The 21566-nt window shown below is 43.2% G+C and carries 25 protein-coding genes; 18 read left to right on the plus strand and 7 right to left on the minus strand.

The window, feature by feature from the left end; translation table 11 throughout:
- Positions 1–33: 33 nt before the first annotated feature.
- From ACTUJY_RS05275 to ACTUJY_RS05300, 6 genes are all read right to left on the minus strand, one after another.
- On the minus strand, positions 34–858 hold the full coding sequence (locus tag ACTUJY_RS05275) for an RluA family pseudouridine synthase (RefSeq protein ID WP_463615017.1): 825 nt from the start codon (positions 856–858) through the stop codon (positions 34–36).
- 8 nt (positions 859–866) lie between these two features.
- A complete protein-coding gene (locus ACTUJY_RS05280; protein ID WP_463615018.1) occupies positions 867–2630 on the minus strand; it encodes a tetratricopeptide repeat-containing diguanylate cyclase in 1764 nt (587 codons plus the stop codon).
- A 3-nt stretch (positions 2631–2633) separates the two neighbouring features.
- Positions 2634–2867: a hypothetical protein gene (locus ACTUJY_RS05285; RefSeq protein ID WP_463615019.1), complete on the minus strand. Its 234-nt coding sequence runs from the start codon at positions 2865–2867 to the stop codon at positions 2634–2636.
- Positions 2868–2899: 32 nt separating this feature from the next.
- Entirely contained in the window at positions 2900–3706 is an 807-nt protein-coding gene (locus tag ACTUJY_RS05290) for an SAM-dependent methyltransferase (protein WP_463615020.1), read from the minus strand.
- A gap of 76 nt (positions 3707–3782) precedes the next feature.
- Entirely contained in the window at positions 3783–4298 is a 516-nt protein-coding gene (locus ACTUJY_RS05295; RefSeq protein ID WP_463615021.1) for a GNAT family N-acetyltransferase, read from the minus strand.
- Positions 4299–5552, minus strand: a complete 1254-nt coding sequence (locus tag ACTUJY_RS05300) for a pepsin-like aspartic protease (RefSeq protein ID WP_463615022.1) — start codon at positions 5550–5552, stop codon at positions 4299–4301.
- A 194-nt stretch (positions 5553–5746) separates the two neighbouring features.
- Here ACTUJY_RS05300 and aspS point away from each other — a divergent pair, with 194 nt between their 5' ends.
- The 14 genes from aspS to queC all read left to right on the plus strand — a co-directional run bounded on the left by aspS (position 5747) and on the right by queC (position 17292).
- A complete protein-coding gene (aspS, locus tag ACTUJY_RS05305; protein ID WP_463615130.1) occupies positions 5747–7534 on the plus strand; it encodes an aspartate--tRNA ligase in 1788 nt (595 codons plus the stop codon).
- A 95-nt stretch (positions 7535–7629) separates the two neighbouring features.
- Positions 7630–8373 carry a YebC/PmpR family DNA-binding transcriptional regulator gene (locus ACTUJY_RS05310; protein WP_463615023.1) on the plus strand — a complete coding sequence of 248 codons (744 nt, stop codon included), beginning with the start codon at positions 7630–7632 and terminating at the stop codon, positions 8371–8373.
- 77 nt (positions 8374–8450) lie between these two features.
- A complete protein-coding gene (gene ruvC, locus ACTUJY_RS05315) occupies positions 8451–8969 on the plus strand; it encodes a crossover junction endodeoxyribonuclease RuvC (RefSeq protein WP_463615024.1) in 519 nt (172 codons plus the stop codon).
- Positions 8966–9574 carry a Holliday junction branch migration protein RuvA gene (gene ruvA, locus ACTUJY_RS05320; protein ID WP_463615025.1) on the plus strand — a complete coding sequence of 203 codons (609 nt, stop codon included), beginning with the start codon at positions 8966–8968 and terminating at the stop codon, positions 9572–9574. The genes ruvC and ruvA overlap by 4 nt, the downstream gene beginning before the upstream one ends.
- 9 nt (positions 9575–9583) lie before the next feature.
- Positions 9584–10606: a Holliday junction branch migration DNA helicase RuvB gene (ruvB, locus tag ACTUJY_RS05325; RefSeq protein ID WP_463615026.1), complete on the plus strand. Its 1023-nt coding sequence runs from the start codon at positions 9584–9586 to the stop codon at positions 10604–10606.
- Between the two features lie 177 nt (positions 10607–10783).
- Positions 10784–11191 (plus strand): tol-pal system-associated acyl-CoA thioesterase, encoded by a 408-nt coding sequence (gene ybgC, locus ACTUJY_RS05330; protein ID WP_463615027.1) that lies wholly within the window; start codon positions 10784–10786, stop codon positions 11189–11191.
- The gene (tolQ, locus tag ACTUJY_RS05335) at positions 11181–11867 is read left to right on the plus strand and encodes a protein TolQ (protein ID WP_463615028.1); all 687 of its coding nucleotides are present in this window, start codon (positions 11181–11183) and stop codon (positions 11865–11867) included. The genes ybgC and tolQ overlap by 11 nt, the downstream gene beginning before the upstream one ends.
- Before the next feature lie 6 nt (positions 11868–11873).
- The gene (gene tolR, locus ACTUJY_RS05340) at positions 11874–12293 is read left to right on the plus strand and encodes a protein TolR (RefSeq protein ID WP_463615029.1); all 420 of its coding nucleotides are present in this window, start codon (positions 11874–11876) and stop codon (positions 12291–12293) included.
- 11 nt (positions 12294–12304) lie between these two features.
- Positions 12305–13090 (plus strand): cell envelope integrity protein TolA, encoded by a 786-nt coding sequence (gene tolA, locus ACTUJY_RS05345; protein ID WP_463615030.1) that lies wholly within the window; start codon positions 12305–12307, stop codon positions 13088–13090.
- Positions 13069–14421 carry a Tol-Pal system beta propeller repeat protein TolB gene (gene tolB, locus ACTUJY_RS05350; RefSeq protein ID WP_463615031.1) on the plus strand — a complete coding sequence of 451 codons (1353 nt, stop codon included), beginning with the start codon at positions 13069–13071 and terminating at the stop codon, positions 14419–14421. The genes tolA and tolB overlap by 22 nt, the downstream gene beginning before the upstream one ends.
- 38 nt (positions 14422–14459) lie before the next feature.
- Positions 14460–14981, plus strand: coding sequence for a peptidoglycan-associated lipoprotein Pal (gene pal / locus ACTUJY_RS05355; protein WP_463615032.1), 522 nt, complete (start codon positions 14460–14462; stop codon positions 14979–14981).
- The gene (ybgF, locus tag ACTUJY_RS05360) at positions 14971–15729 is read left to right on the plus strand and encodes a tol-pal system protein YbgF (protein ID WP_463615033.1); all 759 of its coding nucleotides are present in this window, start codon (positions 14971–14973) and stop codon (positions 15727–15729) included. The genes pal and ybgF overlap by 11 nt, the downstream gene beginning before the upstream one ends.
- Before the next feature lie 107 nt (positions 15730–15836).
- On the plus strand, positions 15837–16481 hold the full coding sequence (gene queE, locus ACTUJY_RS05365) for a 7-carboxy-7-deazaguanine synthase QueE (RefSeq protein WP_463615034.1): 645 nt from the start codon (positions 15837–15839) through the stop codon (positions 16479–16481).
- 139 nt (positions 16482–16620) lie between these two features.
- The gene (gene queC, locus ACTUJY_RS05370; RefSeq protein ID WP_463615035.1) at positions 16621–17292 is read left to right on the plus strand and encodes a 7-cyano-7-deazaguanine synthase QueC; all 672 of its coding nucleotides are present in this window, start codon (positions 16621–16623) and stop codon (positions 17290–17292) included.
- 35 nt (positions 17293–17327) lie between these two features.
- Here queC and ACTUJY_RS05375 read toward each other — a convergent pair whose 3' ends face one another.
- A complete protein-coding gene (locus ACTUJY_RS05375) occupies positions 17328–17906 on the minus strand; it encodes a hypothetical protein (RefSeq protein WP_463615036.1) in 579 nt (192 codons plus the stop codon).
- Between the two features lie 282 nt (positions 17907–18188).
- On the opposite strand from ACTUJY_RS05375, the gene ndk reads away from it, so the two are divergent.
- The 4 genes from ndk (at position 18189) to ACTUJY_RS05395 (ending at position 21548) form a co-directional block, all read left to right on the plus strand.
- A complete protein-coding gene (gene ndk, locus ACTUJY_RS05380; protein ID WP_463615037.1) occupies positions 18189–18620 on the plus strand; it encodes a nucleoside-diphosphate kinase in 432 nt (143 codons plus the stop codon).
- A 113-nt stretch (positions 18621–18733) separates the two neighbouring features.
- Complete coding sequence (gene rlmN, locus ACTUJY_RS05385) at positions 18734–19843, plus strand: dual-specificity RNA methyltransferase RlmN (protein WP_463615038.1); 1110 nt, start codon at positions 18734–18736, stop codon at positions 19841–19843.
- Positions 19844–19860: 17 nt separating this feature from the next.
- Positions 19861–20655, plus strand: a complete 795-nt coding sequence (gene pilW / locus ACTUJY_RS05390; RefSeq protein WP_463615039.1) for a type IV pilus biogenesis/stability protein PilW — start codon at positions 19861–19863, stop codon at positions 20653–20655.
- Positions 20646–21548 (plus strand): RodZ domain-containing protein, encoded by a 903-nt coding sequence (locus tag ACTUJY_RS05395; RefSeq protein ID WP_463615040.1) that lies wholly within the window; start codon positions 20646–20648, stop codon positions 21546–21548. Before pilW ends, ACTUJY_RS05395 begins: the two co-directional genes overlap by 10 nt.
- Positions 21549–21566 lie beyond the last annotated feature (18 nt).

A 21566-nucleotide genomic window follows, 5' to 3' on the forward strand; every position in this document is an offset into this window, starting at 1 on the left:
GTTCGATGTCATGCTTTATCTGAGTATTAACTTCTAACCAAAATCAGCATTGATTTGATAAGATCTGGAATGTCCTGATAAGGGACATTCAAAAGACAAATGCACTGCGGTTAGCTTCAAATCGGTATTGATGTGTTTACTGCCGTATTGGCGATCACCGATGATCGGAAAGCCAACGCCTGATAGGTGTTTTCTAATTTGGTGTTTTCGACCACTTTCTATTTTTACTTCCAACAATGAAGTGTTCGAAGAAGCGTCTGACTTTAAGCAGGTAACATGACTGAGCGCTGGCTTATTCTCAATGGTTTGGTTGATGGTTAACTTTTCTTGGTGGGGCCAGATACCTTCTACGAGAGCATGGTATATTTTATTGACCGTGCGTGTTGCGAACATTTGTGATAATTTTGCGGCTGCATTTTTGGAGTGAGCAATTAATATTAACCCGCTGGCAGCTCGATCGAGTCGATGTACAACGAACGCCGATCGTTGTGGCTTTAAGTGTTGTTCTGCCCAACGAGTTACCGTGCAGTGGTCACCCCATTTGGAACCTTGTGACAAAAGCATTGAAGGCTTATTCCACACGGAGTAATCGCCTACATCGGCGATGAGCGTTGGTTCTACTGGAGCTGTATTCAATACGTGTGAGTCGAAGTAAATGTGCAACGTATCGTCTTTTTTGAGTTGCTTTTTAGCTCGACGAATACGTTGTGTTTTCTTGCCGATCGTTTGCCACACACAACCTTTTTGCATGGCATCTTTAATTTTTTGTTTGGAAAGTTCAGTGTGCTCAGCGAGACAATCGACGGCGTTAACACCATCGACTGACACTGTAATATGAGATTCAAATTTTTCAGGCATGGATAGTATTAGGTTTTTTCCAAAGTTTCTTTGTTGGCTAAAGAGCTTTGTTCTGTAGGCGGCATTGAGTAAACACAAATACGATTTCTTCCAGCGTGCTTTGCTTCATAAAGTGCTTCATCGGAATGTTTTATTAATGTATCAAGGTCATAACCAGAAACTCGACTAATGGTAATTCCAAAACTGGCAGATATTTGAAAATCGTGACCGGTTTCTTGAGTGTTGATTTTATTCAAACCAACTCGAATTTGCTCTGCTATTTCGCGGGCTTTGTCCAGTTCACAACCAGGCAATAAAATTGCGAACTCTTCACCGCCCATACGGCCAAAAACGTCCATTTTTCGAATGACTTTTTGAACGGGGCTTGGGACTTTGGCCAACACCCAATCTCCAACTGGGTGGCCGAAAGTGTCATTGATGTTTTTAAATTTATCGAGATCAAACAATATAAAACTCACCGCTTCTCTAACAGACGCATTGTAATTTAAACTGTCTTCGCTTTGTTTCGTAAAGTGTCGACGGTTTGCAATGCCTGTGAGTGAGTCAAATTCGGCTAACTGGCGTAGTTTTATGTGCGTTTTCTTCGTTCTTATTGCCCAAAAGGTAGTAAAGGTAATGACAATACCGAGCAGGATAATCATGAGTGTTTTGTTTTGTGCTTCTTTCTTAGATAAGTTTTTTTCTAGGTTTAAAGTTTCATTTTTTTTATTTAGAAGTTCGATTTGGTTGTTCTTCTCTAACAGTTTTTGTTTGACGGTATATATTGCCAGACTTCTGGCTTTACTCTCATCTAAATTAAGCTTGTCAAATTTATGGTACTGCTCTAAATGTTGAATCGAAGTATCTAAATTGCCTTTTTCTTTCTCTATTTGGTAAAGTGCGAAATGGGCTGATACGAGCTGTTTGTAAGGAATATCTTGAGAGTTTAAACTGATAATTCGGGTTGCAAATGCACTCGCGCTGTTAAAGTCACCTATTGCAAGGTAACTTTCCGATAATATGCGGTAGTATTCCGATGTAAGTACTGAATATCCGAGTTCTTCCGTTAACTTTAAGTGGCTTTTCAATAGGTTTATTGCAGACTGATATTGCTTTTTATTGATAAAGTATTTTGCAAGAAAAGCAATATTAAAGTTAGACCACATAGGTTCATCAGCATTATTGCAGATATTAATGACCTCAGTGTTGGGGTGCTGACTTTTATTGTTTTCAAATACAGCTTCATTTATCAAAGATTCTGCTTTACAGATTAAGTTATTGTCGGTGCTTTTCGCCAATGCTTTTTCGGCGTTTGCTTTGCCAAGCTCATATTCACCCAGTTGATTGTAAAATATAGCGAATGTTAAAAATACTTTACTGATTAATTTATCGTCGTCGACAAAGTCTAAAAATTGTTTGTTGTTTTCTATTAAGAGCATGCCTTTGGTCCAGTCACGGCTTACCGCATACGCATTTAATAGTAGTAATGAGGCTTTTAATTGCAGCTCTGGTGTTTTTGCATTTTCCACGATCTGTTCGGATTTGGAAACCGAGGAGTTTATTTTCCCATTGAGTGCGTCTTGAATTGCGAATAAATATTGTAAATAGAGGGATTCTTCAGAGTTCAGTATTTCATTTGTGTTTTGCCATTGGTTTAGCTGTTCTGAAAAGGCTTTAAAATTAGATGTTCTTAATTTTTCGATATTTTCGAGCTTAATCCATTGAGCAGACTGCGGGGCTGAAATAGCCCCTATGCTGTAGATAGAAATGATTAAAAAGAGTACAAATTTCATTGTTTAAGCAGACTTCTCTTCTTGTTCTTTATCGTCATTTGGGGTTTCTTGCTCGCGGTCATCATCATCTTCAGCGGGGGCAATCATACAGACGATATCTCGTTTGATATCCAATTTCTTTTCTAAAAAGGCGTCGTTTCCAAATTTTATGGCATCAACAATATCGGGTTGGTTTTCAAGTTCTTTGGACTCCAATCCTTCACCCAGAGCCTCTAGTGCTTTAATTATATTTTTCATCAGACTTACTCCTGTTTGTTTTGTTGTGTTATTCAATGAGAAAGTGAAGACCAAGTTAATTCTTTAAGTTTTTTTTGAACAATCAAATTGGGTATCAGGGGTTTTGCAGGTGGTATCACTAATGTCGACTTCATAGTCATGTGTGCTGTATGAAGTTGATAAAGTTTTACTCTTTGTTGATTGCTTGAGCGTAGAGCATTGGTTGCTGCTTCATAAATTAAGATTTCGTGGCTTAATGGGTAGCTTTTTGAAAGAAGCTCTGCGAGCGTCTTTAATCCATCGACATACTTCTGTGTGCGAGTGTGACTTTTATCCCCCGCAACCAAAGGCTGCCATAGTATTAAATATGCGGTGATATCAATTGTACGGTGATAAAGCATAAATTGACTGGTTTCGTAATGCTGGCAGCCTTGTTTACCCGGATCGATTCCTAGGTCTGCAAATAAGCAGTCTGCGGCGGAAATTCCAGGTAACATTTTTGCTTTGAAACCTTCTTTCTCGGCTTGAGCTATCGCTTTGTGGGAAGGAGAAACAAATACACCTGGGTGGCCATAAAATGCAGCAACAACATTGAGCCCTTTTCTGACTTCTTCCAGTAATACATTGGTCATCTCTTGATAGGTTATTTTTCGAGACTTTCCCTTCGCATAAAATGACTGTAACGAAATGACATTGGAATGAATTTCAGAAAGCCAAAGCTCAAACAGCCCATCGGATGAAGCGGCAAATACGACATCGGCTTTATGGATTGCATTTCGGACCTCTGGACTGATGTGGGCGCCAATCGATATACCAACGCCGACACAGGTTAAGCTTCCGAGGCAAGGCTTCTCTGTCATAGTGATGAATGATACTTTTAATAATAGGTATAAGATACGCAAGAGCGGTAAATTTGCAATAAAAAAGTGAGTGTTATCAAAGTGTTTGATTGCTGATTGAATAAATCAGAGGCGTTTGACACATCGTTTTTGCCTTTGTCTCCCTATCTTGGACGAATCCTATACGTTTCACTAATCGCTCAACAGGTCTATTAGAAGCATTAAAAACAGCAACGACTTTCTTCAACTTTAAATGAGTGAAAATATACTCGATCGTCGATAGGGTCAGCTCATACGGCAGTCCTTTTCCTTGTGCATGCCGTTTAAGAATAATGCCTATCTCCGCTTTTGAGCTTTCGTAATCAATATTGTTGACTCCCATTATGCCGAGTCGCGTAGTGGTACTTTTATCCTCAATGACAAATACCAGGTTTCTAGTCGTCTTATTCTCTTGTGCCTTTAAAGTAGACCAAAAGTATTTTTGTACTTGTGATTGAGTTAACCTTATACCAGTCAATGTCATCAACTTTGAGTCTGTATAAAGCGACTGATAAAACGCTTGGTCGTTTTTGGTTAGTAGGCGAAATGTTGCATGCTTTGAGCAGTATTTCATTTAGTATTGGCTCTGAGCGAAATGAATGCGTCCTGAATCACCCAAGGAGCGGTCAAAAATAGTGAAATAATTTGTAAGTAATGGCAACCCTAATACCGTCTGATTCGGCCAATGAGCCAACTGGGAGATGATTTTAAACGAGATCAGTCCATTTTCAGGAGCGTGCGTTTGCCAATAGTGTTGAGCGGGACAAGTTAATTTTATGGACTCTCCGTTACTTCCTTTTAAAAAGAAATGAATATCTGGCCAAATCGTCAGGTCAACCCTGCTAAGTTCAATGCCTGTTTCCACCCCCGTAAATGGTGGCATTGTGTCGATTATTGCTTTAAAGGAAGCGTTTAATCTTTCAAAGGACGCCATTAACCCTTGGTATAATGTATGGCAAAGTACGATAGCCGAAGCACCGGTATCCACAATCGAGTTAGTAAAATACAAGTGTTCGTCTTTTGCTGCTAAAGGTGGCGCTTCGATAAAATCACACCCTTCTACCTGAATACCGAGCAACTGGGTGTTGTAGTAAACATCATGAAGTACTTCAACCGATTGAAATTCACCTTTATATAAGTCTGTTTCTTCTTCTCCACCACCGAGAATAAATAACCCTTGATTAAGCGGATCGTGATTAAGTTGTTCTATCGATGCATTGCTATCAGCGCAATGAATGCTGGAGCGTTTGGTATAAAAAGCAAACTTATTCGCCGTATAGCCGTGTGTTTCCAGCTCAGTAAAAAATGGGCTGATGTCATGTTCCGGGTATCGCCAAAGAAACTTCTTAAAGTCTTGAATCGATTGGTGATTAGGCTTTACGGGAAATGGCCAGGGCCAGGTATTTGCCGGTTGAAATTGGTGTTGGTTAAAGTATTTGGTCAAGTTAAAGGCTTTGTTCAAGCCGTGATAAGCTAACCCTAAAATGCCGTCGGCTTTACCAAAAGCATCGGATTGAAGGGTGGTTGCTAAGGCCAGGTGCGCTTGATTTACCGTTATTGAATCGTTTTCTCCATTTAGTTCAACAGAGCTTTGCACGACAGGGCCAGTCCAGCCACCGATGCCGTAGGTAATATCCTGTGCGAAAGGTGTAGCTACCAAATGAGTGTCATTATCGGGTTGGTAGCTTTGAGGGTTTACGACAAAGGTGCTGCTGCCACTGTCCAGTACTAATTGTACTGGTGCTTTTTCGCTACCAAGGTCTAATTGCATACTAAAGTCGCCTTTGGCATAGACATTGGTTATTGGGATACGCAGTGTTTTTGTCATGAATTATTCACTTTTATTTTATGTCTGACACGTTTTGAGTGTCGACCTACAACTTGCTTAAATACAGGGCCTCGCGTACCATTATGCCCCTTTTGAGCAGGCTCGATTGAGCGGCGGCGACAGTCATCCGATTTTGCATTATCGGATATTAAAATCAAGATGTTACAGGAATTTTTATGTCCACTAGTTCAAATATGCGTAGTCACTATTGTGCTGATTTGGTGTCCCTGGAAGAAGGGCGTTCAATTGCCATCGCTGGTTGGGTTCATCGTCGCCGTGATCTTGGCGGGTTGATATTTTTGCAAGTGCGAGATCGCAGTGGCGTTGTGCAGGTGACCATCGAGCCGGATCAGGGCGAGGTGTTTACTCAAGCTGACCAATTACGCTCTGAATATGTGGTTCAAGTACAAGGTAAAATTCGTAAGCGCCCTGAAAATATGGTCAACAAAGATATGGCAACTGGCGCAATTGAAGTGGTAGCTGAATCCATTCACTGCTTCAATAAATCCGAAACGCCCGCCATTTTAGTGGATGGTCATGAAGAAGTTTCTGAGGAAACACGGCTGAGATATCGATATTTGGATTTGCGTCGACCAGAAATGACCGAAAAGTTTTTGTTTCGTACCAAAGTTACCTCTGCTTTGCGCCGATATTTAGATGAAAAGGGCTTTCTCGATATGGAAACGCCCATTCTTACTAAAGCCACTCCAGAAGGAGCGAGGGACTACCTGGTACCCAGTCGCACCCACAAAGGCTCGTTTTTCGCGTTGCCACAATCGCCACAGTTATTCAAACAACTTTTAATGATGAGTGGCTTCGATCGTTATTATCAGGTGGTCCGTTGTTTTCGTGACGAGGATTTGCGAGCTGATCGTCAACCCGAGTTTACGCAGCTCGATATCGAAACCTCGTTTATGGACGAAGAAGGCATCATGGGATTGATGGAAGAGATGATTCGAACGTTATTTAAAGATTTACTTAACGTTGAATTGCCGAATCCTTTTCCACGAATGCCTTATGCTGAAGCAATGGAAAAGTACGGTTCCGATAAACCGGATTTGCGCGTCGATATGCCCATTCACACGGTCGATGATCTGGTGAAAGACGTCGACTTTAAAGTTTTTAGCGGACCGGCCAATGATGAGCTGGGGCGTGTGGGCGTGATTAATCTGAAAGGCGGTGCTGAAAAAGTCAGTCGAAAGTTAATCGACGAATACACTAAGTATGTGGGTGTTTATGGTGCAAAAGGTTTGGCGTTTATTAAGGTGAACGATCGCAGTGCAGGCATGGAAGGTTTGCAATCACCTATCGTAAAGTTTTTAACCCCCGAAATTGCTGAAGCCATTTGTGAGCGAACCGACGCTGAAAATGGCGATATTCTGTTTTTTGGTTCCGACAACGCACGCACAGTCGCGGATGCTCTTGGCGCATTACGATTAAAACTGGCGAGCGACTTTGAGCTATTAAGAGACGAATGGCAACCGCTTTGGGTGGTCGATTTCCCTATGTTTGAAGAAGAAGACGGTCATTTGCAAGCCTTGCACCATCCATTTACTTCGCCCAAAGAGCTGGATCCACAAGCTTTGAGAGCGAATCCAACGGGCACTTTGTCTCGTGCGTACGACATGGTATTAAACGGTTGTGAAGTGGGCGGCGGCTCAATCCGTATTCATAATTCAGATTTACAACAAACCATTTTTGAGATTCTGGGAATAGGTGAACAAGAAGCACGAGAAAAATTTGGCTTCTTACTCGACGCATTGAAATTCGGTTGTCCTCCTCACGGCGGCATTGCCTTTGGTCTTGATCGGTTGGTAATGTTAATGGTGGGTGCGCAATCCATTCGTGATGTGATTACCTTCCCGAAAACGACGACTGCGGCTTGTCCTTTAACTGATGCACCATCGCCAGCGTCCGAAGCGCAATTAAATGAGCTAAACATTGCGGTTAAAACAACAAAGCCCGCGAAGAGTGGCGAGTAACGAAAAAGGTGGTTAAATATTTATCGAAACTCGAAACTCGAAACTCGAAACTCGAAACTCGAAACTCGAAACTGATTTTACTATCGGAGTAATGCATGGCTGGACACAGTAAATGGGCAAATATCAAACACCGTAAAGCAGCACAAGACGCTAAACGAGGTAAGATTTTCACTAAAATCATTCGTGAATTGGTGGTTGCTGCAAAAACCGGTGGTCCAAATCCTGATGATAATCCGACATTAAGAGCAGTAATCGATAAGGCGCTTGGCGCCAATATGAAAAAAGATACGGTTGAAAAAGCCATTGCTCGCGGTGCCGGGAATAGTGAGGGCGAAAACTACGAAAACCTGACTTACGAAGGTTATGGCCCTGGCGGTGTTGCTGTTTTGGTCGATTGCTTAACGGATAATAAAAATCGTACGGTGGGTGAAGTACGTCATGCGTTTTCCAAACACGGTGGAAACTTAGGGACCTCGGGCTCTGTTGCCTACCTGTTTGATAAAAAAGGCCAGATTATTTTTGGTGATTCTGTTGATGAAGAACAGCTGATGGAAGCCGCTCTAGAAGCCGGTGCCGAAGATGTGATAAACCATGATGACGGCAGTTTTGAAGTCCTCACGACACCCGATGAATTTATTGCGGTCAAAGAAGCGTTAACTGAAGCCGATCTTACTCCTGAGAATGCTGAAGTTGCTATGCTACCATCGACTCAGGCCGAGCTGACTGCTGATGACGGTGCCAAAGTATTGCGATTGGTTGAGCGATTGGAAGATCTAGACGATGTACAAAATGTGTACACAAACGCCGATATTCCAGACGAAGCTTACGAGCAGTTATAAAGTATGAGTTGCGTTTTATTAACGTAACTCTACGGAGAACTCTGAGTAACATTCAGAGGTGAATGCAGGAATCCTAATTGTCCATAATTCTTGGTATTGATCCAGGCTCTCGCATCACTGGTTTTGGCGTTATCCAAACCCAGGGGCGCACTATAAACTACCTTACCAGTGGATGCATTCGAGTTCAGGAAGGTTCTCTTTCTGAGCGATTGCAACAAATATTTGATGGGCTTTCCGAAGTCATCCGAAAATACAATCCCAATCAAGCCGCTATTGAACAAGTTTTTATGTCAAAAAATGCCGATTCGGCATTAAAATTGGGGCAGGCGCGTGGTGTGGCTATTGTCGCGGCATCGAGCCATGCATTGGATGTAGCAGAGTATTCTGCTCGCCAAATCAAACAGGCTGTAGTGGGGCATGGAAATGCTGATAAAGCTCAGGTTCAACATATGGTAACATCGTTGTTAAGTCTTTCTGCGGTTCCTCAAGTGGATGCTGCTGATGGGTTAGCTGTTGCCATTTGTCACTGTAATACGATGCAATCGATGGTGGCGCAATTGGGTGCTAATAAAAGAAGAAGAGGTCGTATTCGTTGATTGGACGTTTAAAAGGGGTTTTGATTGAAAAGTCACCACCTGAATTGTTGATTGATGTCAACGGCGTGGGTTATGAAGTGCAAGCGCCTATGACAACAATATTCAACTTGCCAGATAATGGTAATGAAGTCGTTTTATTTACGCACTTATCGGTCAGTGAAAACGCGCATAATCTTTACGCGTTTGGCAGTAAAAAAGATCGGCAACTCTTTCGCGAATTAATCAAAGTGAATGGCGTAGGCCCTAAGCTGGCCGTAGCCATTTTGTCCGGAATGACGGCGGATGAGTTTGTGCGGTGTGTGCATGCGGGAGACTCACAAGTGTTAGTGAAATTACCCGGTGTCGGTAAAAAAACGGCAGAGCGACTGATCATTGAAATGCGCGATCGCTTGAAAGACTGGGGCGTGGTTTCAGGTACTTCCATCGATGTGCCAAACTTGATACATGGTGAGCCAGTAAACGATGTCTCGAAAGAAGCTGAAAGCGCACTGATCGCGCTAGGTTACAAACCGCAAGATGCCGCAAAGGCCATCAGCCGAATTAAAGAAGAGGTTTCGAGCAGTGCAGAGCTTATTCGTTTGGCTCTGAAGAATATGGGGAAGTAGGATTTTAGCATGATCCAAGAAGACAGAATCATCGCAGGCTCCACACATACGCCAGAAGAAGAGCGTTTTGATCGTGCGATTCGTCCTACTCGGTTGCAAGACTATGTCGGGCAACCCCAAGTAAAAGAACAAATGGATATTTTCTTACGGGCTTCAAAAGCGCGAAACGATGCGCTGGATCATGTTCTGATTTTCGGGCCGCCCGGTTTGGGGAAAACAACGCTAGCCAATATTATTGCGAACGAAATGGGCGTTGCAATTAAATTTACTTCGGGCCCTGTGCTAGAAAAAGCCGGTGACTTGGCTGCGCTTTTAACGAACCTCGAAGCGAACGATGTGTTATTTATCGATGAAATTCATCGTCTGAGTCCCATGGTGGAAGAAATACTATACCCAGCCATGGAAGATTATCAGATCGATATAATGATTGGTGAAGGCCCTGCTGCTCGCTCCATTAAATTGGATTTACCGCCATTTACTTTAGTGGGAGCCACAACGCGGGCCGGACTTTTAACATCACCGCTTCGCGATCGGTTTGGCATTGTGCAGCGGTTGGAGTTTTACAGTATTGAAGAATTAACGCACATTGTTGTGCGTAGCGCATCGATACTGGGGTTAAGCGCTGAAGAAGCTGGGGCACGAGAGATTGCGCAACGTTCTCGGGGCACACCGCGAATTGCCAACCGATTGTTACGACGCGTTCGAGATTACGCCGAGGTAAAAGCGGATGGCACCGTTTCCAAAGAAATCGCGAGTCGAGCATTGGATATGCTGGAAGTCGATGAGCAGGGTTTCGATACCATGGATCGAAAGCTGCTGTTGGCCATTATCGATAAATTTTCAGGCGGACCTGTTGGTTTGGACTCATTAGCGGCTGCGATAGGTGAAGAAAGAGACACCATCGGTGACGTTATTGAACCCTTTTTAATCCAGCAAGGATACATCCACAGAACGCCTCGTGGTCGTGTCGCGACACCGCGCGCTTATCAACATTTCGGTATAACACCTGCCGAGAATGATCTTTTTGATTAAAACTCACTCTAAGATAATTGGATGTGAAAGGTGTTAATCAATTGAATTTAATTTTCTATTGTCATCATTTTCACATTTTCACATTTTGACACCGTGATCTGCTTTTAACTCTATGGTTAAAAGCGGTATAGTGAGCGGCCTGAACACTACAACAAAACAAACAACTGTGGTCGAACCATGGAATTTATTTTTCCTATCAGAGTCTATTACGAAGACACCGATGTCGCTGGTGTCGTGTATTACGCCAATTATTTAAAATTTATGGAACGTGGCCGTACCGAGTGGCTTCGTAGCTTAGGCGTTGATCAGGATATTTTAATTGATCAGGACATTGCATTTGCTGTGCGTCGAGCAGAAGTCGATTATTTAAAGCCCGCGCGATTTAATGATGCTCTCGACGTTGTGACTCGAATTGAGCAAGTTCGAGGGGCCAGTGTGACTTTTCATCAAAAAGTGTGTCTGGCTGGTGATCACCAGTCGGTATTCAGTGAAGGGGTAATAAAGGTCGTTTGCGTGACCATGAGCAGTATGCAACCCCGCGCTATCCCAAAGACTTTAATAGAGGAAATGCGACGTGACTCATAGCCAGTTGTCGGTTATCGATTTATTTCTAGATGCCAGCTTAATTGTTCAGCTTATTATGTTGTCGCTGGTGGTATTGTCGTTTATTTCTTGGGCGATGATTGTTGATCGCTTTCGTACATTGAAGTTAGCGACGGTTTCGGGAATTCGGTTTGAAGATAAATTTTGGTCCGGCATTGACTTAAGTAAACTTTACAATGAGCTGGGCGCTCGTCGAATACCTCCGGCTGGCATGGAGTTGGTGTTCATGGCCGGATATCGTGAATTTGTGCGTTTGCGAAACCAAAAAGGAACTGGTCCTGGTGCTGTGATGGAAGGTGCTCACCGTGCGATGCGAGTCGCGCATTCTCGGGAAATTGATAAGCTTGAAACACATCTGTCTTTTTTGGCAACGGTGGGCTCAACCACGCCTTATATTGGGTTATTTGGAACAGTCTGGGGAATTATGAACTCCTTTATTGCTTTAGGTTCGGTAAAGCAAGCGACACTAGCGATGGTTGCGCCAGGAATTGCAGAAGCGTTAATTGCAACGGCGATGGGTTTATTTGCTGCGATTCCTGCGGTGATTGCGTATAACAAATTCAATCATTCCGTACAGAAAATAGAAAATCAATACGACAACTTTGTCGAAGAGTTTTCAGGTATTTTGCACCGTAAAGCACACAGCAGTGGTGAATAAAACATTATGAAAACCAGTCGTCGAAAGCCCATGGCTGAAATCAATGTGGTTCCTTACATTGATGTGATGCTTGTCTTGTTAGTGATTTTTATGATCACCGCACCTTTAATCACCGCTGGTGTTAACGTTGAATTACCGCAAGCGGATGCGGAACCGATATCTGCAAACGATGACTTACCGTTAATTGCCAGTATCGATGCCAGTGGCAACTATTACCTTTCTCTCGGCGCCAACCCCGATCAATCTTTACAGCCTCAGGAAGTGGTTGCATTGGTTGCAAAACACCTTGCAACCAGCCCTAAATCAAAAATATACATTAATGCCGATAAGAACGTCGCACACGGCAAAGTGGTTGTTTTAATGAGTTTGCTGCAACAAGAAGCCGGTGTCTCCAATGTAGGCATTATGACCGAGCCGAATGAATAGCGAGGCGCGATTTGAGTAAGCGTTTTGTTATTTCACTGGTTTTTTCTGGAGTCGGTCACCTTTTGATTCTGGTGATATTGTTATTGAATTTCAGTATCGATCCGATTGAGGTTCCGAAAGAAAAAGTCGCACCGAACATAAATGCGGTCGCCGTTGACGGTGAGGCCGTTCGAAAAGAAATTCAGCGTCGTGAAAATGAAAGACAAAAAAAAATAAATGATGAAGTTCAACGACGCGAGAGAGTCGAGCGGCAGAAGGAAGCACAGCGTCAAAAGAAATTGCGTGAAGAACAGGTTCGAAATAAAAGAATTGCGGAAGAAAAGGAACGAAAACGACAGGAACAACTCGAAGAAGAGCGCAAACAAAAAGAAGCCGCAGAAAAAAAGCGTCGAGAAGCTGAGCGTAAAAAGCGACAAGAAGAAATCGCCAGACAACGTCAGTTAGAAGAAGAGTTAATGGCGGAGCAGTTGGCCGCTGAACAACAGGCTTTGGCTGCTCGACGTCAAGCGGTTATGTCGGAAGTTCAAATTTATGCGACTCGAATTGAAAGTAAAATAAAACGCTACTGGAATAAGCCAGAACGTGCCGGAGCCTGTCGCTTTCGGCTTCGGCTTGCTCCAGGTGGATTGGTTGTCGATATCATGGGAACGACAGGCGATAACATCAACTGTAATGCTGCAACTTTGGCAATCAAAAAAGCAGAGCCTTTGCCTGTACCTTCAGATCCTGAAGTTTTTGATGAAATAAGAAATGTAAATTTATGCTTAGGAGAATTATGCGATCCAAACAAATTATAACCAGCATGCTTTTTTTAGTTTTAGGGCTGGTTTTGTCGTTGAACGTTAAAGCGGACATCGATATTGTCATTACAGAGGGCATGAATTTCGCGCGGCCCATTGCCGTTGTGCCTTTCGAATACAAAGGTATTAATGTGCGACCACCACACGATCTTTCTGCGGTGGTTGCTGCCGATTTACGTCGCAGTGGTCGGTTTAATCCCATGCCTTATAATGAAATGCCAGAACACCCCATCTCAGCAGACGAAGTCAACTTGGACGCCTGGAAGAAAAAAGGCATTGAAGCGGTTGTTGTGGGAAAAGTTGAAGAGCGTTCGCTCGGCGAGTACACCGTTACTTATCAACTCGTTGATGTGTTTAAACCGAAACAACGCATTGAAAATGGTGAACTGGTTACAAGTAATGACTACATGCTTTTGGATCGAACTGGCGTTGCAAAACAAGACAATTTCCGTTTTTATTCGCATCAAGTTGCCGATACCATTTATCAAGCGTTAACCGGTGAACGTGGTGCTTTTGCCACCAGTATTGCTTACGTGGTGGTTGATCGCAGCCTACCAAAGCCATTTCAATTGTATAAAGCCGATTCCGATGGCTTTAATCCTCAACGTATTTTTGCCAGCGATGAGCCGATTATGTCGCCAACTTGGGCGCCAGATGGACGTTCAATTGCTTACGTTTCTTTTGAAAACGGTCGTTCGGAAGTCTACTTGCAACATATTTATACCGGACAACGCGATATGATTGCAGCGTTTGAAGGTATTAATAGTGCGCCGGAGTTTTCACCGGATGGACGAAAGTTAGCCTTAACATTATCGAAAGATGGCAATGCTGAAATATACGTTTTAGACTTACAGACTCGTCAATACCGGCGCTTAACACGAACAATGCAAAACGTCATTGATACCGAGCCCAGCTTTTCACCCGATGGTAAATGGATCATTTATACTTCGGGTGAACTGAATCCTCAAATTTATCGTGTGTCGGTCGATGGAGGCCCACGTGAGCGGTTAACTTTTGAAGGTCAATATAATGCGAGTGCAAGCTATACACCGGATGGAAAAAGCATTATTCTCGTTAACCGCACCAACGGAGTTTATCATATCGCAATTCAAGATATTGAGACTGGGATTATGCAAATCCTCACAGATACTCTATTAGATGAATCTCCCAGTTTAGCTCCGAACGGAAGCATGGTAATCTATGCTACTATTCATAACGGTCGTCAGGTTTTAGCGGCTGTTTCGACCGACGGACGCTTCAAAGCACGGTTACCGGCTAAGCGAGGGGAAGTGAAAGCACCCGCGTGGTCACCTTTTTTAACAAACTAGTTTTTTAACTTTAAAAAGAAACGATAGGAGCAACAACAATGTCAATCAAAGGTTTGGGGAAAAGCCTCATCATCACTTTACCCGCTTTATTTTTATTTGCGTGTAGTACTGCTGAAACTGATACTGGGCCAGCAACCACAGAGCAAACTCAAACTCAGGTCGATACAACACCAGTAGAGCCAGTTAAAACAGCTGAACAATTGGCTGCTGAAGCCAATGCAAAAGCGCGTCAAGTACGTACCGTATACTTTGACTTTGATGACTCGACGGTTAAAGCCCAGTATCAAGACTTGTTAAAAGCGCATGCATGGTACTTAAGCCGTAATCCAGCCGTTCAAGTGGTTCTGGAAGGTCATTGTGACGAGCGTGGTACGCCTGAATACAACTTGGCATTAGGTGAGCGTCGCGGTAAGTCTGTGAAAGACATTTTGATCAGCTACGGTGTTGCTTCTTCTCAAATTCGTGTTGTGAGCTACGGTGAAGAGAAACCAGCCGATCCGGCTCATAACGAAATGGCTTGGGAGAAAAATCGTCGAGCTATTTTGAGCTATGAAGGTTAATCCAATTTTATGGGTTAAACAGACAGCACTGATTTCAGTGCTGTCTTTGCTTTCGGGAGTAGTGTTTGCTGCTCAGTCGGCAGAAGAGCGGTTGCAGCGATTGGAACAAATGGCCGAATCCCGGGGGCAGTTGCAAGCCGATATCATGTTCCAACTCAATGCTTTGCAACAAGAGTTACAACAGCTGAACAGTAAAATGGAAGAGCATGAGTATCAACTCAAGCAGCTTCAAGATCGACAACGTGACCTTTATCGAGACATTGAGCGCCGATTATCTCAGCTGCAAGGAAAAGCGACTTCATCAACTTCCAATGTCGATTCATCGGGAACGTCGTCCACTTCCGCGGCCAGTAAGTCAACGTCGTCGAGCGATATTCATGGCGAATATCAAAATATTTTCGCAATGGTGAGAGCCAAAAAATACGACGAAGCAGTGGTGGCTTATCAACAGTTTTTGAAAACTCACCCTAACAGCCAATACGAAGCCAGCGTGCATTATTGGTTAGGGCAAATTTATTATATACAGCAAAAGCTGGACCTCGCGTTGGCAGAATATCAAATTGTTACTTCTCGTCACAGCGACTCTTCGCGAGCATCTGACGCGCTTTTCAAGCAAGGTAAAGTGCTGTTAATGCAAAATAAAACGGAAGAAGCTAAGAAGATCTTTGAGCAAGTGATCGCCAAATACGATGGAACACCGGAGCAGCTGGCGAAAACCGAGTTACAAAAGCTCAAAGGTGGGCAATAGTTTACAAGATAAGTTGTCTGTAAGGCCCGTAATCCGGGCTTTTTCACTTTACCTATTCCTGTCAACTCATTAGAATGTGCGCCCTTCTTGGCTAAAGTTTATCCATTGTGTCTCGACTTAGAATTACCGAAATTTTTTATTCCCTACAGGGTGAAACCCGAACCATGGGCTTACCGACCGTTTTTATCCGATTAACCGGTTGCCCGTTGCGGTGTCAGTATTGCGATACCGCTTACGCCTTTACGGGAGGCGAATACCAAAGCATTGAAAGCATATTGCAGCAAGTGAGCAGTTACTCACCACGTTATGTCACCGTAACCGGAGGTGAACCTTTAGCGCAAAAGGCTGGGTGTGAAGAGCTGTGTCGGCAATTGTGTGATGCGGGGTATTCCGTGTCTATTGAAACCAGTGGTGCGATGGATGTTTCGGGACTCGATCAACGAGTGAATAAGGTGCTGGACTTGAAGACGCCAGATTCCGGTGAAATGAGTAAAAACCTTTGGACAAACGTTGAGCACTTGGCATCTCATGATGAAGTTAAATTTGTCATCTGTTCCCGGCAGGATTACGACTGGGCGCGCATGAAACTTAATGAGTACGCATTGGCTGAAAAGTGCGATGTGTTGTTTTCTCCCAGTTTTGGTCAGCAAAACGCAACCCAATTAGCTGACTGGATTATTGCGGATAACTTACCGGTTCGGTTTCAAATTCAGCTGCATAAAATGCTGTGGAATGATGAGCCAGGGCATTAACGGACAGGGGCGAGGTTCGAAGTCCTAAAAAAGTGGTTTCAAGTTACTCGTACGGTAAAAACAGCCGAAACTATTTTTAGAACTTAGAACTTAGAACTTAGAACTTAGAACTTAGAACTTAGAACTTAGAACTTAAATCATGACCAAAAAAGCCATAGTACTCTTATCCGGTGGGCTCGACTCGACAACGTGTTTGGCGATTGCAAAATCACACGGGTATCAATGCTATGCGTTAAGTTTTTCATACGGCCAAAAACACTGTGCAGAACTAGAAGCAGCGAAACGAATCGCAAAGGTATTTTCGATTCATTACCATCGTATAATACCCATCGACTTAGCTGGCTTTGGTGGTTCGGCACTAACTGACGAGGCGATTGATGTTCCTACCGGTGGCACAGATGGCATTCCGGTGACTTATGTTCCTGCTCGAAATACGGTGTTTTTATCCATTGCACTGGCTTGGGCAGAAGTGATTGAAGCGAATGCCATTTTTGCCGGTGTCAATGCGGTGGATTATTCTGGTTATCCAGATTGCAGACCGGAATATATTAACGCTTTTCAACAAATGGCCGACCTGGCAACCAAAGCAGGAGTTGAAGGCAAAGGGCCTAAAATTGAAACACCACTCATCAATAAAACCAAAGTTGAAATCATTCAATGGGGTGAAAAATTAGGTGTGGATTATGGCATGACGGTGTCTTGTTATCAGGCTGATAGGGAAGGTAAAGCCTGTGGAGAGTGCGACAGTTGTTTGATTCGGAAAAAAGCATTTCATGATGCGGGCGTGCTTGATCCGACTCAATACTCATAAGATAAGCTACGGGTTATCACCCGTAGCGATAGGGTTTATTTAAATTTAAACTTTCCAGTAAGTTGGAACTGCTCGTTTAAATCTACAATATGATTATAAGTTACACCGAGTGCCCAGCGAGACCCTAAATTGAAAAACAGGTTTCCAGAGCGCTTTGTGTAAGTTTCTGAACCCCAATAAGCGTCTTCAAAATCGTATTCGATTCTCGACAGTTCAATATTAACTTCTGCGACATCGAAAGCGGCTTTATATCCGAAGCCGTAATGAAATAAACTGGCAACATCTTGAGAGTCAATATCAAATAAATCCTTATCCGAACTGAAATTTACGTCGTAGTCTCCAAACTCGACCAGTCCGTAGATTGACTGATTATCGAAAGTAAACTGGTAACCACCGCCAACTAAAAGATTAACCAAAGTAATATATTGAGTGTCATCGTAATAATCGTCGAATTCGTCGGCTTCACTGGTTAATGAGCCTCGAAGAAAAAGACCATTTTCAAAATCATGACCACCTCGAATCACGATTCCTGTGTAACTTGATCCATTACTTTTTTGAGAAGAAAGTCCTGCTTCAACAAAAGAAAAGTTAGGTTGATTAGCCATAACAGACATTGAGGCTACCAAGAAAAGAAGAGAAATAAATTTTTGAATCATCAATTGAGTTCCTTAAATTAAGGCTGAGATAGGAATGCCCTGCATAGAAAGCTGGCGAATTATAGCGGTTAGACGCGTAAGGACAAGCCTCAAGTAGGTTTTTTAATCAACCCCATGTATAATGTGCCGCCGAATTTGCAGGGGCAGGCTTTGTCTGGGCGAAGATTTTTGCTTAGAAACAATAAAGTGTGTCCCTTGACTTTGTAACTTATTGAAACTATTAATCTTTTGGAGAAAAGAATGGCCATTGAACGTACTTTTTCTATCGTTAAGCCAGATGCTGTTGCTAAAAACGTAATTGGCGAGATCTACAGCCGTTTTGAGCGTGCAGGGCTTAAAGTGGTTGCCGCCAAGATGATTCACATGAGCAAAGAGCAAGCAGAAGGCTTTTACGCAGAGCATAAAGAGCGTCCTTTCTTTGGCGCATTGGTTGAATTTATGACTTCTGGTCCAGTCATGGTTCAGGTTCTCGAAGGTGAAAATGCAATAGCAGCAAATCGCGAAATCATGGGCGCGACGAACCCTGCTGAGGCTCTGCGTGGTACAATTCGAGCCGATTACGCTGTTTCTGTTGATGAAAATGCGGCTCACGGGTCTGATTCTCCAGAGTCTGCAGCTCGTGAAATTGCTTATTTCTTTGCTGAAGAAGAAATTTGCCCACGTACTCGATAATTGGTGTACGAAGACGTTCCCCAGGCTTTTGGGGAACGTTTCAAATAAACTTATTTTCAGATTTCTTGTCTTATTTCTTCCATAAGACCAAAAATCGCTAAAAGGTGAACGTAATGAGTAATGAAAAAGTCAACTTACTCAACCTGAATCGCGATGGTTTAACCCAGTTCTTTCTCGAAATGGGTGAAAAGCCTTTCCGTGCAACTCAGGTTATGAAGTGGATCCACCATATGGGAGTGGATGATTTTGATGAAATGACCAACCTGAGCAAACCCCTTCGAGCAAAGCTTAAAGAAATGGCGGTGGTTCAGGGCCCCGAGGCGATTGCTGAGCAGATATCCGACGATGGGACGATTAAGTGGGCGCTTAGCTTAAATGGCGGACAGGCCATTGAAACTGTGTATATTCCCGAGCGCTCACGCGGTACGCTTTGTGTGTCTACGCAAGTCGGTTGTGCATTGGAATGCAGTTTTTGTTCGACCGCTCAACAAGGCTTTAACCGAAACCTTTCTGTTGCCGAAATTATTGGACAGGTTTGGTATGCGGTGAAAAAACTGGGCAGTCAAAAGACGACCGGAGAGCGCCGTGTTACCAATGTCGTCATGATGGGGATGGGGGAGCCATTATTAAATTTTGATAATACAATCAAGTCGTTAGACCTGATGATGGACGATTTGGCCTACGGTTTGTCAAAACGGCGTGTGACAGTAAGTACTTCTGGCGTTGTTCCAGCTCTGGACAAACTGGCTGACCATATTGATGTTGCTTTGGCGTTATCGCTGCATGCGCCAACTAATGCATTACGTGATGAATTGGTGCCGCTGAATAAGAAATACCCGATTGAAGTGCTCATGCCTTCTGTAAAGCGTTACTTAGATCGTTCCAAAGCGTCGGAAAAGGTAACCATTGAATACGTGATGATCAAGGATGTGAACGATACAGCAGAACATGCAAATCAACTGGTTAAGTTATTGAAAGATATACCCAGTAAGGTAAACTTGATACCGTTTAACCCATTTCCACAAACGCAATATCAAACATCGTCACAACGAACCATTGATCGGTTTACAGAAATATTGAGCCGAAATAATCTAACCGTAATTACAAGGCGAACGCGTGGTGACGACATCGACGCAGCGTGCGGACAACTGGTGGGAAAGGTAAATGATCGGACCAAGCGTAAATTACGCAAAGTAATTCCGGTTCAACAACTGGCAGGTTAACGACTAAGAGACTGACTATGCGCAAACTTGTAGGATTGATTTCATTGTCTACAGTGGTATTGTTTGGATGTACTACGGAAACAACATCGAATATCACAAACTTTGAAGGTAGCTCTTCCGTTAGCACTTCTTTCGATTCTACACATGCCGCTCGAAAACGTGTTGAAGCAGCGCAGGTTTATTTGCGTCGTAATAATCTTGAGCGCGCTAAGTTTCACCTGGATAAAGCAGCAGCTCACGATGATGACTTGCCTGATCTCTATTTAACGCTCGGTCTTTACTACCAGTTAGCAAAAGATCTTGATAATGCAGATAAATCTTTCAAGCGAGCTTTACGATTAGACAACGCTAATCCAGACTATCGAAATGCATACGCTCAGTTTCTTTGTATGATCCAAGAATACGATGAAGCTGAAGAGCATTTTAATAAAGCCATTAGTAACCCGACTTATTCGAATATTGCCCAAGCTTATGTGAATGCGGGTAATTGTAAACGGCAACAAAATAAAAATGACGAAGCAATAGAGTTTTATCGGAAAGCATTGAATATCAACGACAAATTACCTGCTGCTTTATTAGAGATGGCGCAATACGAATACGACAAAGAGCGTTTTGCACGAACTGTTCGATATATTGAGCGATTTCGAGAAGTTTCTCCTCATATACCACGTTCACTTTGGTTAGCGCTTCGGTCGGAGCATCAATTGGGTAACAAAGATGCAGTAGCCAGTTATGCATTGAAGCTTGAACGCCTGTATCCCGATTCAAGAGAAACACTGGAGTATCTTGATTCGAAAGAGAAGTGGCAATAGATACCATGGATGCTAAAGTAAAACCCGATTGCGGTGAGCAATTGCAAAGCGCTCGTGTGGCGCAAAATATTTCTATTGAAGATGCCGCGTCTCGTTTAAAGCTTTCCGTTGATCGTTTACTTGAAATTGAAGCCGGCGAGTACGACGTAAGTATTTCGACTGCTTTTTATCGGGGATATATTCGAGCCTATGCAAACTTTCTGAAACTGGACCCTTCGCCTTTACTCGAAAATTTTAATGAAGTAGTGGTTACGGAAACACAAATAGCGTCGACTCATCGCTTGGGAGCTTTCAACTCATCACGTCGAGAAGTAAATACTCGACACAGTGTGTTTAAGTGGATCAGCTTTTTAATATTCCTGGGAATTGTTGCTGCGGTTATTTGGGGGTTAAAGGAACAATTTTCTAAACAATCAACCGAAACATCCAAATCGACGACGGTTGCGCAAGAGTCACAAATTGAGTTGGCCGAAACGTTGTCTGAAGAAAGTGAAACTGCCGAACATATCACGTTTAATGCTCCGGAAGCTTCGGAGGCAGTGACAGAGTCACCCAGTTCAATTTCGGTCACTAACGACATTCAAGTAGACAATGTGACCGCTTCTGAGCCTGTTCCACCGTCGCAAAATGTCGAACAAATTGAACGACAAACCAACCTATCGGAATTAGTTTTTACTTTTTCAGGTGACTGCTGGGTCGTCATTAAAGACGCTGCGGGTGAACGACTAGCCTTCGGTATAAAGAAAGCGGGTAAAGTGATGAAACTCAATGGAGTACCACCCTTTCAGGTAACTTTGGGTGATCCATCGGTCGTACGGCTGCAATACAATAATAATATCATTGATTTAAGTGGTTATCGTGCTGGCCAACGAGCCGATATTGTCGTTGAGTAATATAAATTAGATAATGCT

This window comes from Pleionea sp. WD8-19 (genome assembly GCF_055326765.1).

Coding starts and splice junctions, on each gene's coding strand:
- ACTUJY_RS05275 (WP_463615017.1), bottom strand. CDS start 858: ATGCCTGAAAAATTTGAATCTCATATTACAGTGTCAGTCGATGGTGTT.
- ACTUJY_RS05280 (WP_463615018.1), bottom strand. CDS start 2,630: ATGAAATTTGTACTCTTTTTAATCATTTCTATCTACAGCATAGGGGCT.
- ACTUJY_RS05285 (WP_463615019.1), bottom strand. CDS start 2,867: ATGAAAAATATAATTAAAGCACTAGAGGCTCTGGGTGAAGGATTGGAG.
- ACTUJY_RS05290 (WP_463615020.1), bottom strand. CDS start 3,706: ATGACAGAGAAGCCTTGCCTCGGAAGCTTAACCTGTGTCGGCGTTGGT.
- ACTUJY_RS05295 (WP_463615021.1), bottom strand. CDS start 4,298: ATGAAATACTGCTCAAAGCATGCAACATTTCGCCTACTAACCAAAAAC.
- ACTUJY_RS05300 (WP_463615022.1), bottom strand. CDS start 5,552: ATGACAAAAACACTGCGTATCCCAATAACCAATGTCTATGCCAAAGGC.
- aspS (WP_463615130.1), top strand. CDS start 5,747: ATGCGTAGTCACTATTGTGCTGATTTGGTGTCCCTGGAAGAAGGGCGT.
- ACTUJY_RS05310 (WP_463615023.1), top strand. CDS start 7,630: ATGGCTGGACACAGTAAATGGGCAAATATCAAACACCGTAAAGCAGCA.
- ruvB (WP_463615026.1), top strand. CDS start 9,584: ATGATCCAAGAAGACAGAATCATCGCAGGCTCCACACATACGCCAGAA.
- ybgC (WP_463615027.1), top strand. CDS start 10,784: ATGGAATTTATTTTTCCTATCAGAGTCTATTACGAAGACACCGATGTC.
- tolR (WP_463615029.1), top strand. CDS start 11,874: ATGAAAACCAGTCGTCGAAAGCCCATGGCTGAAATCAATGTGGTTCCT.
- tolB (WP_463615031.1), top strand. CDS start 13,069: ATGCGATCCAAACAAATTATAACCAGCATGCTTTTTTTAGTTTTAGGG.
- pal (WP_463615032.1), top strand. CDS start 14,460: ATGTCAATCAAAGGTTTGGGGAAAAGCCTCATCATCACTTTACCCGCT.
- ybgF (WP_463615033.1), top strand. CDS start 14,971: ATGAAGGTTAATCCAATTTTATGGGTTAAACAGACAGCACTGATTTCA.
- queC (WP_463615035.1), top strand. CDS start 16,621: ATGACCAAAAAAGCCATAGTACTCTTATCCGGTGGGCTCGACTCGACA.
- ACTUJY_RS05375 (WP_463615036.1), bottom strand. CDS start 17,906: ATGTCTGTTATGGCTAATCAACCTAACTTTTCTTTTGTTGAAGCAGGA.
- ndk (WP_463615037.1), top strand. CDS start 18,189: ATGGCCATTGAACGTACTTTTTCTATCGTTAAGCCAGATGCTGTTGCT.
- rlmN (WP_463615038.1), top strand. CDS start 18,734: ATGAGTAATGAAAAAGTCAACTTACTCAACCTGAATCGCGATGGTTTA.
- pilW (WP_463615039.1), top strand. CDS start 19,861: ATGCGCAAACTTGTAGGATTGATTTCATTGTCTACAGTGGTATTGTTT.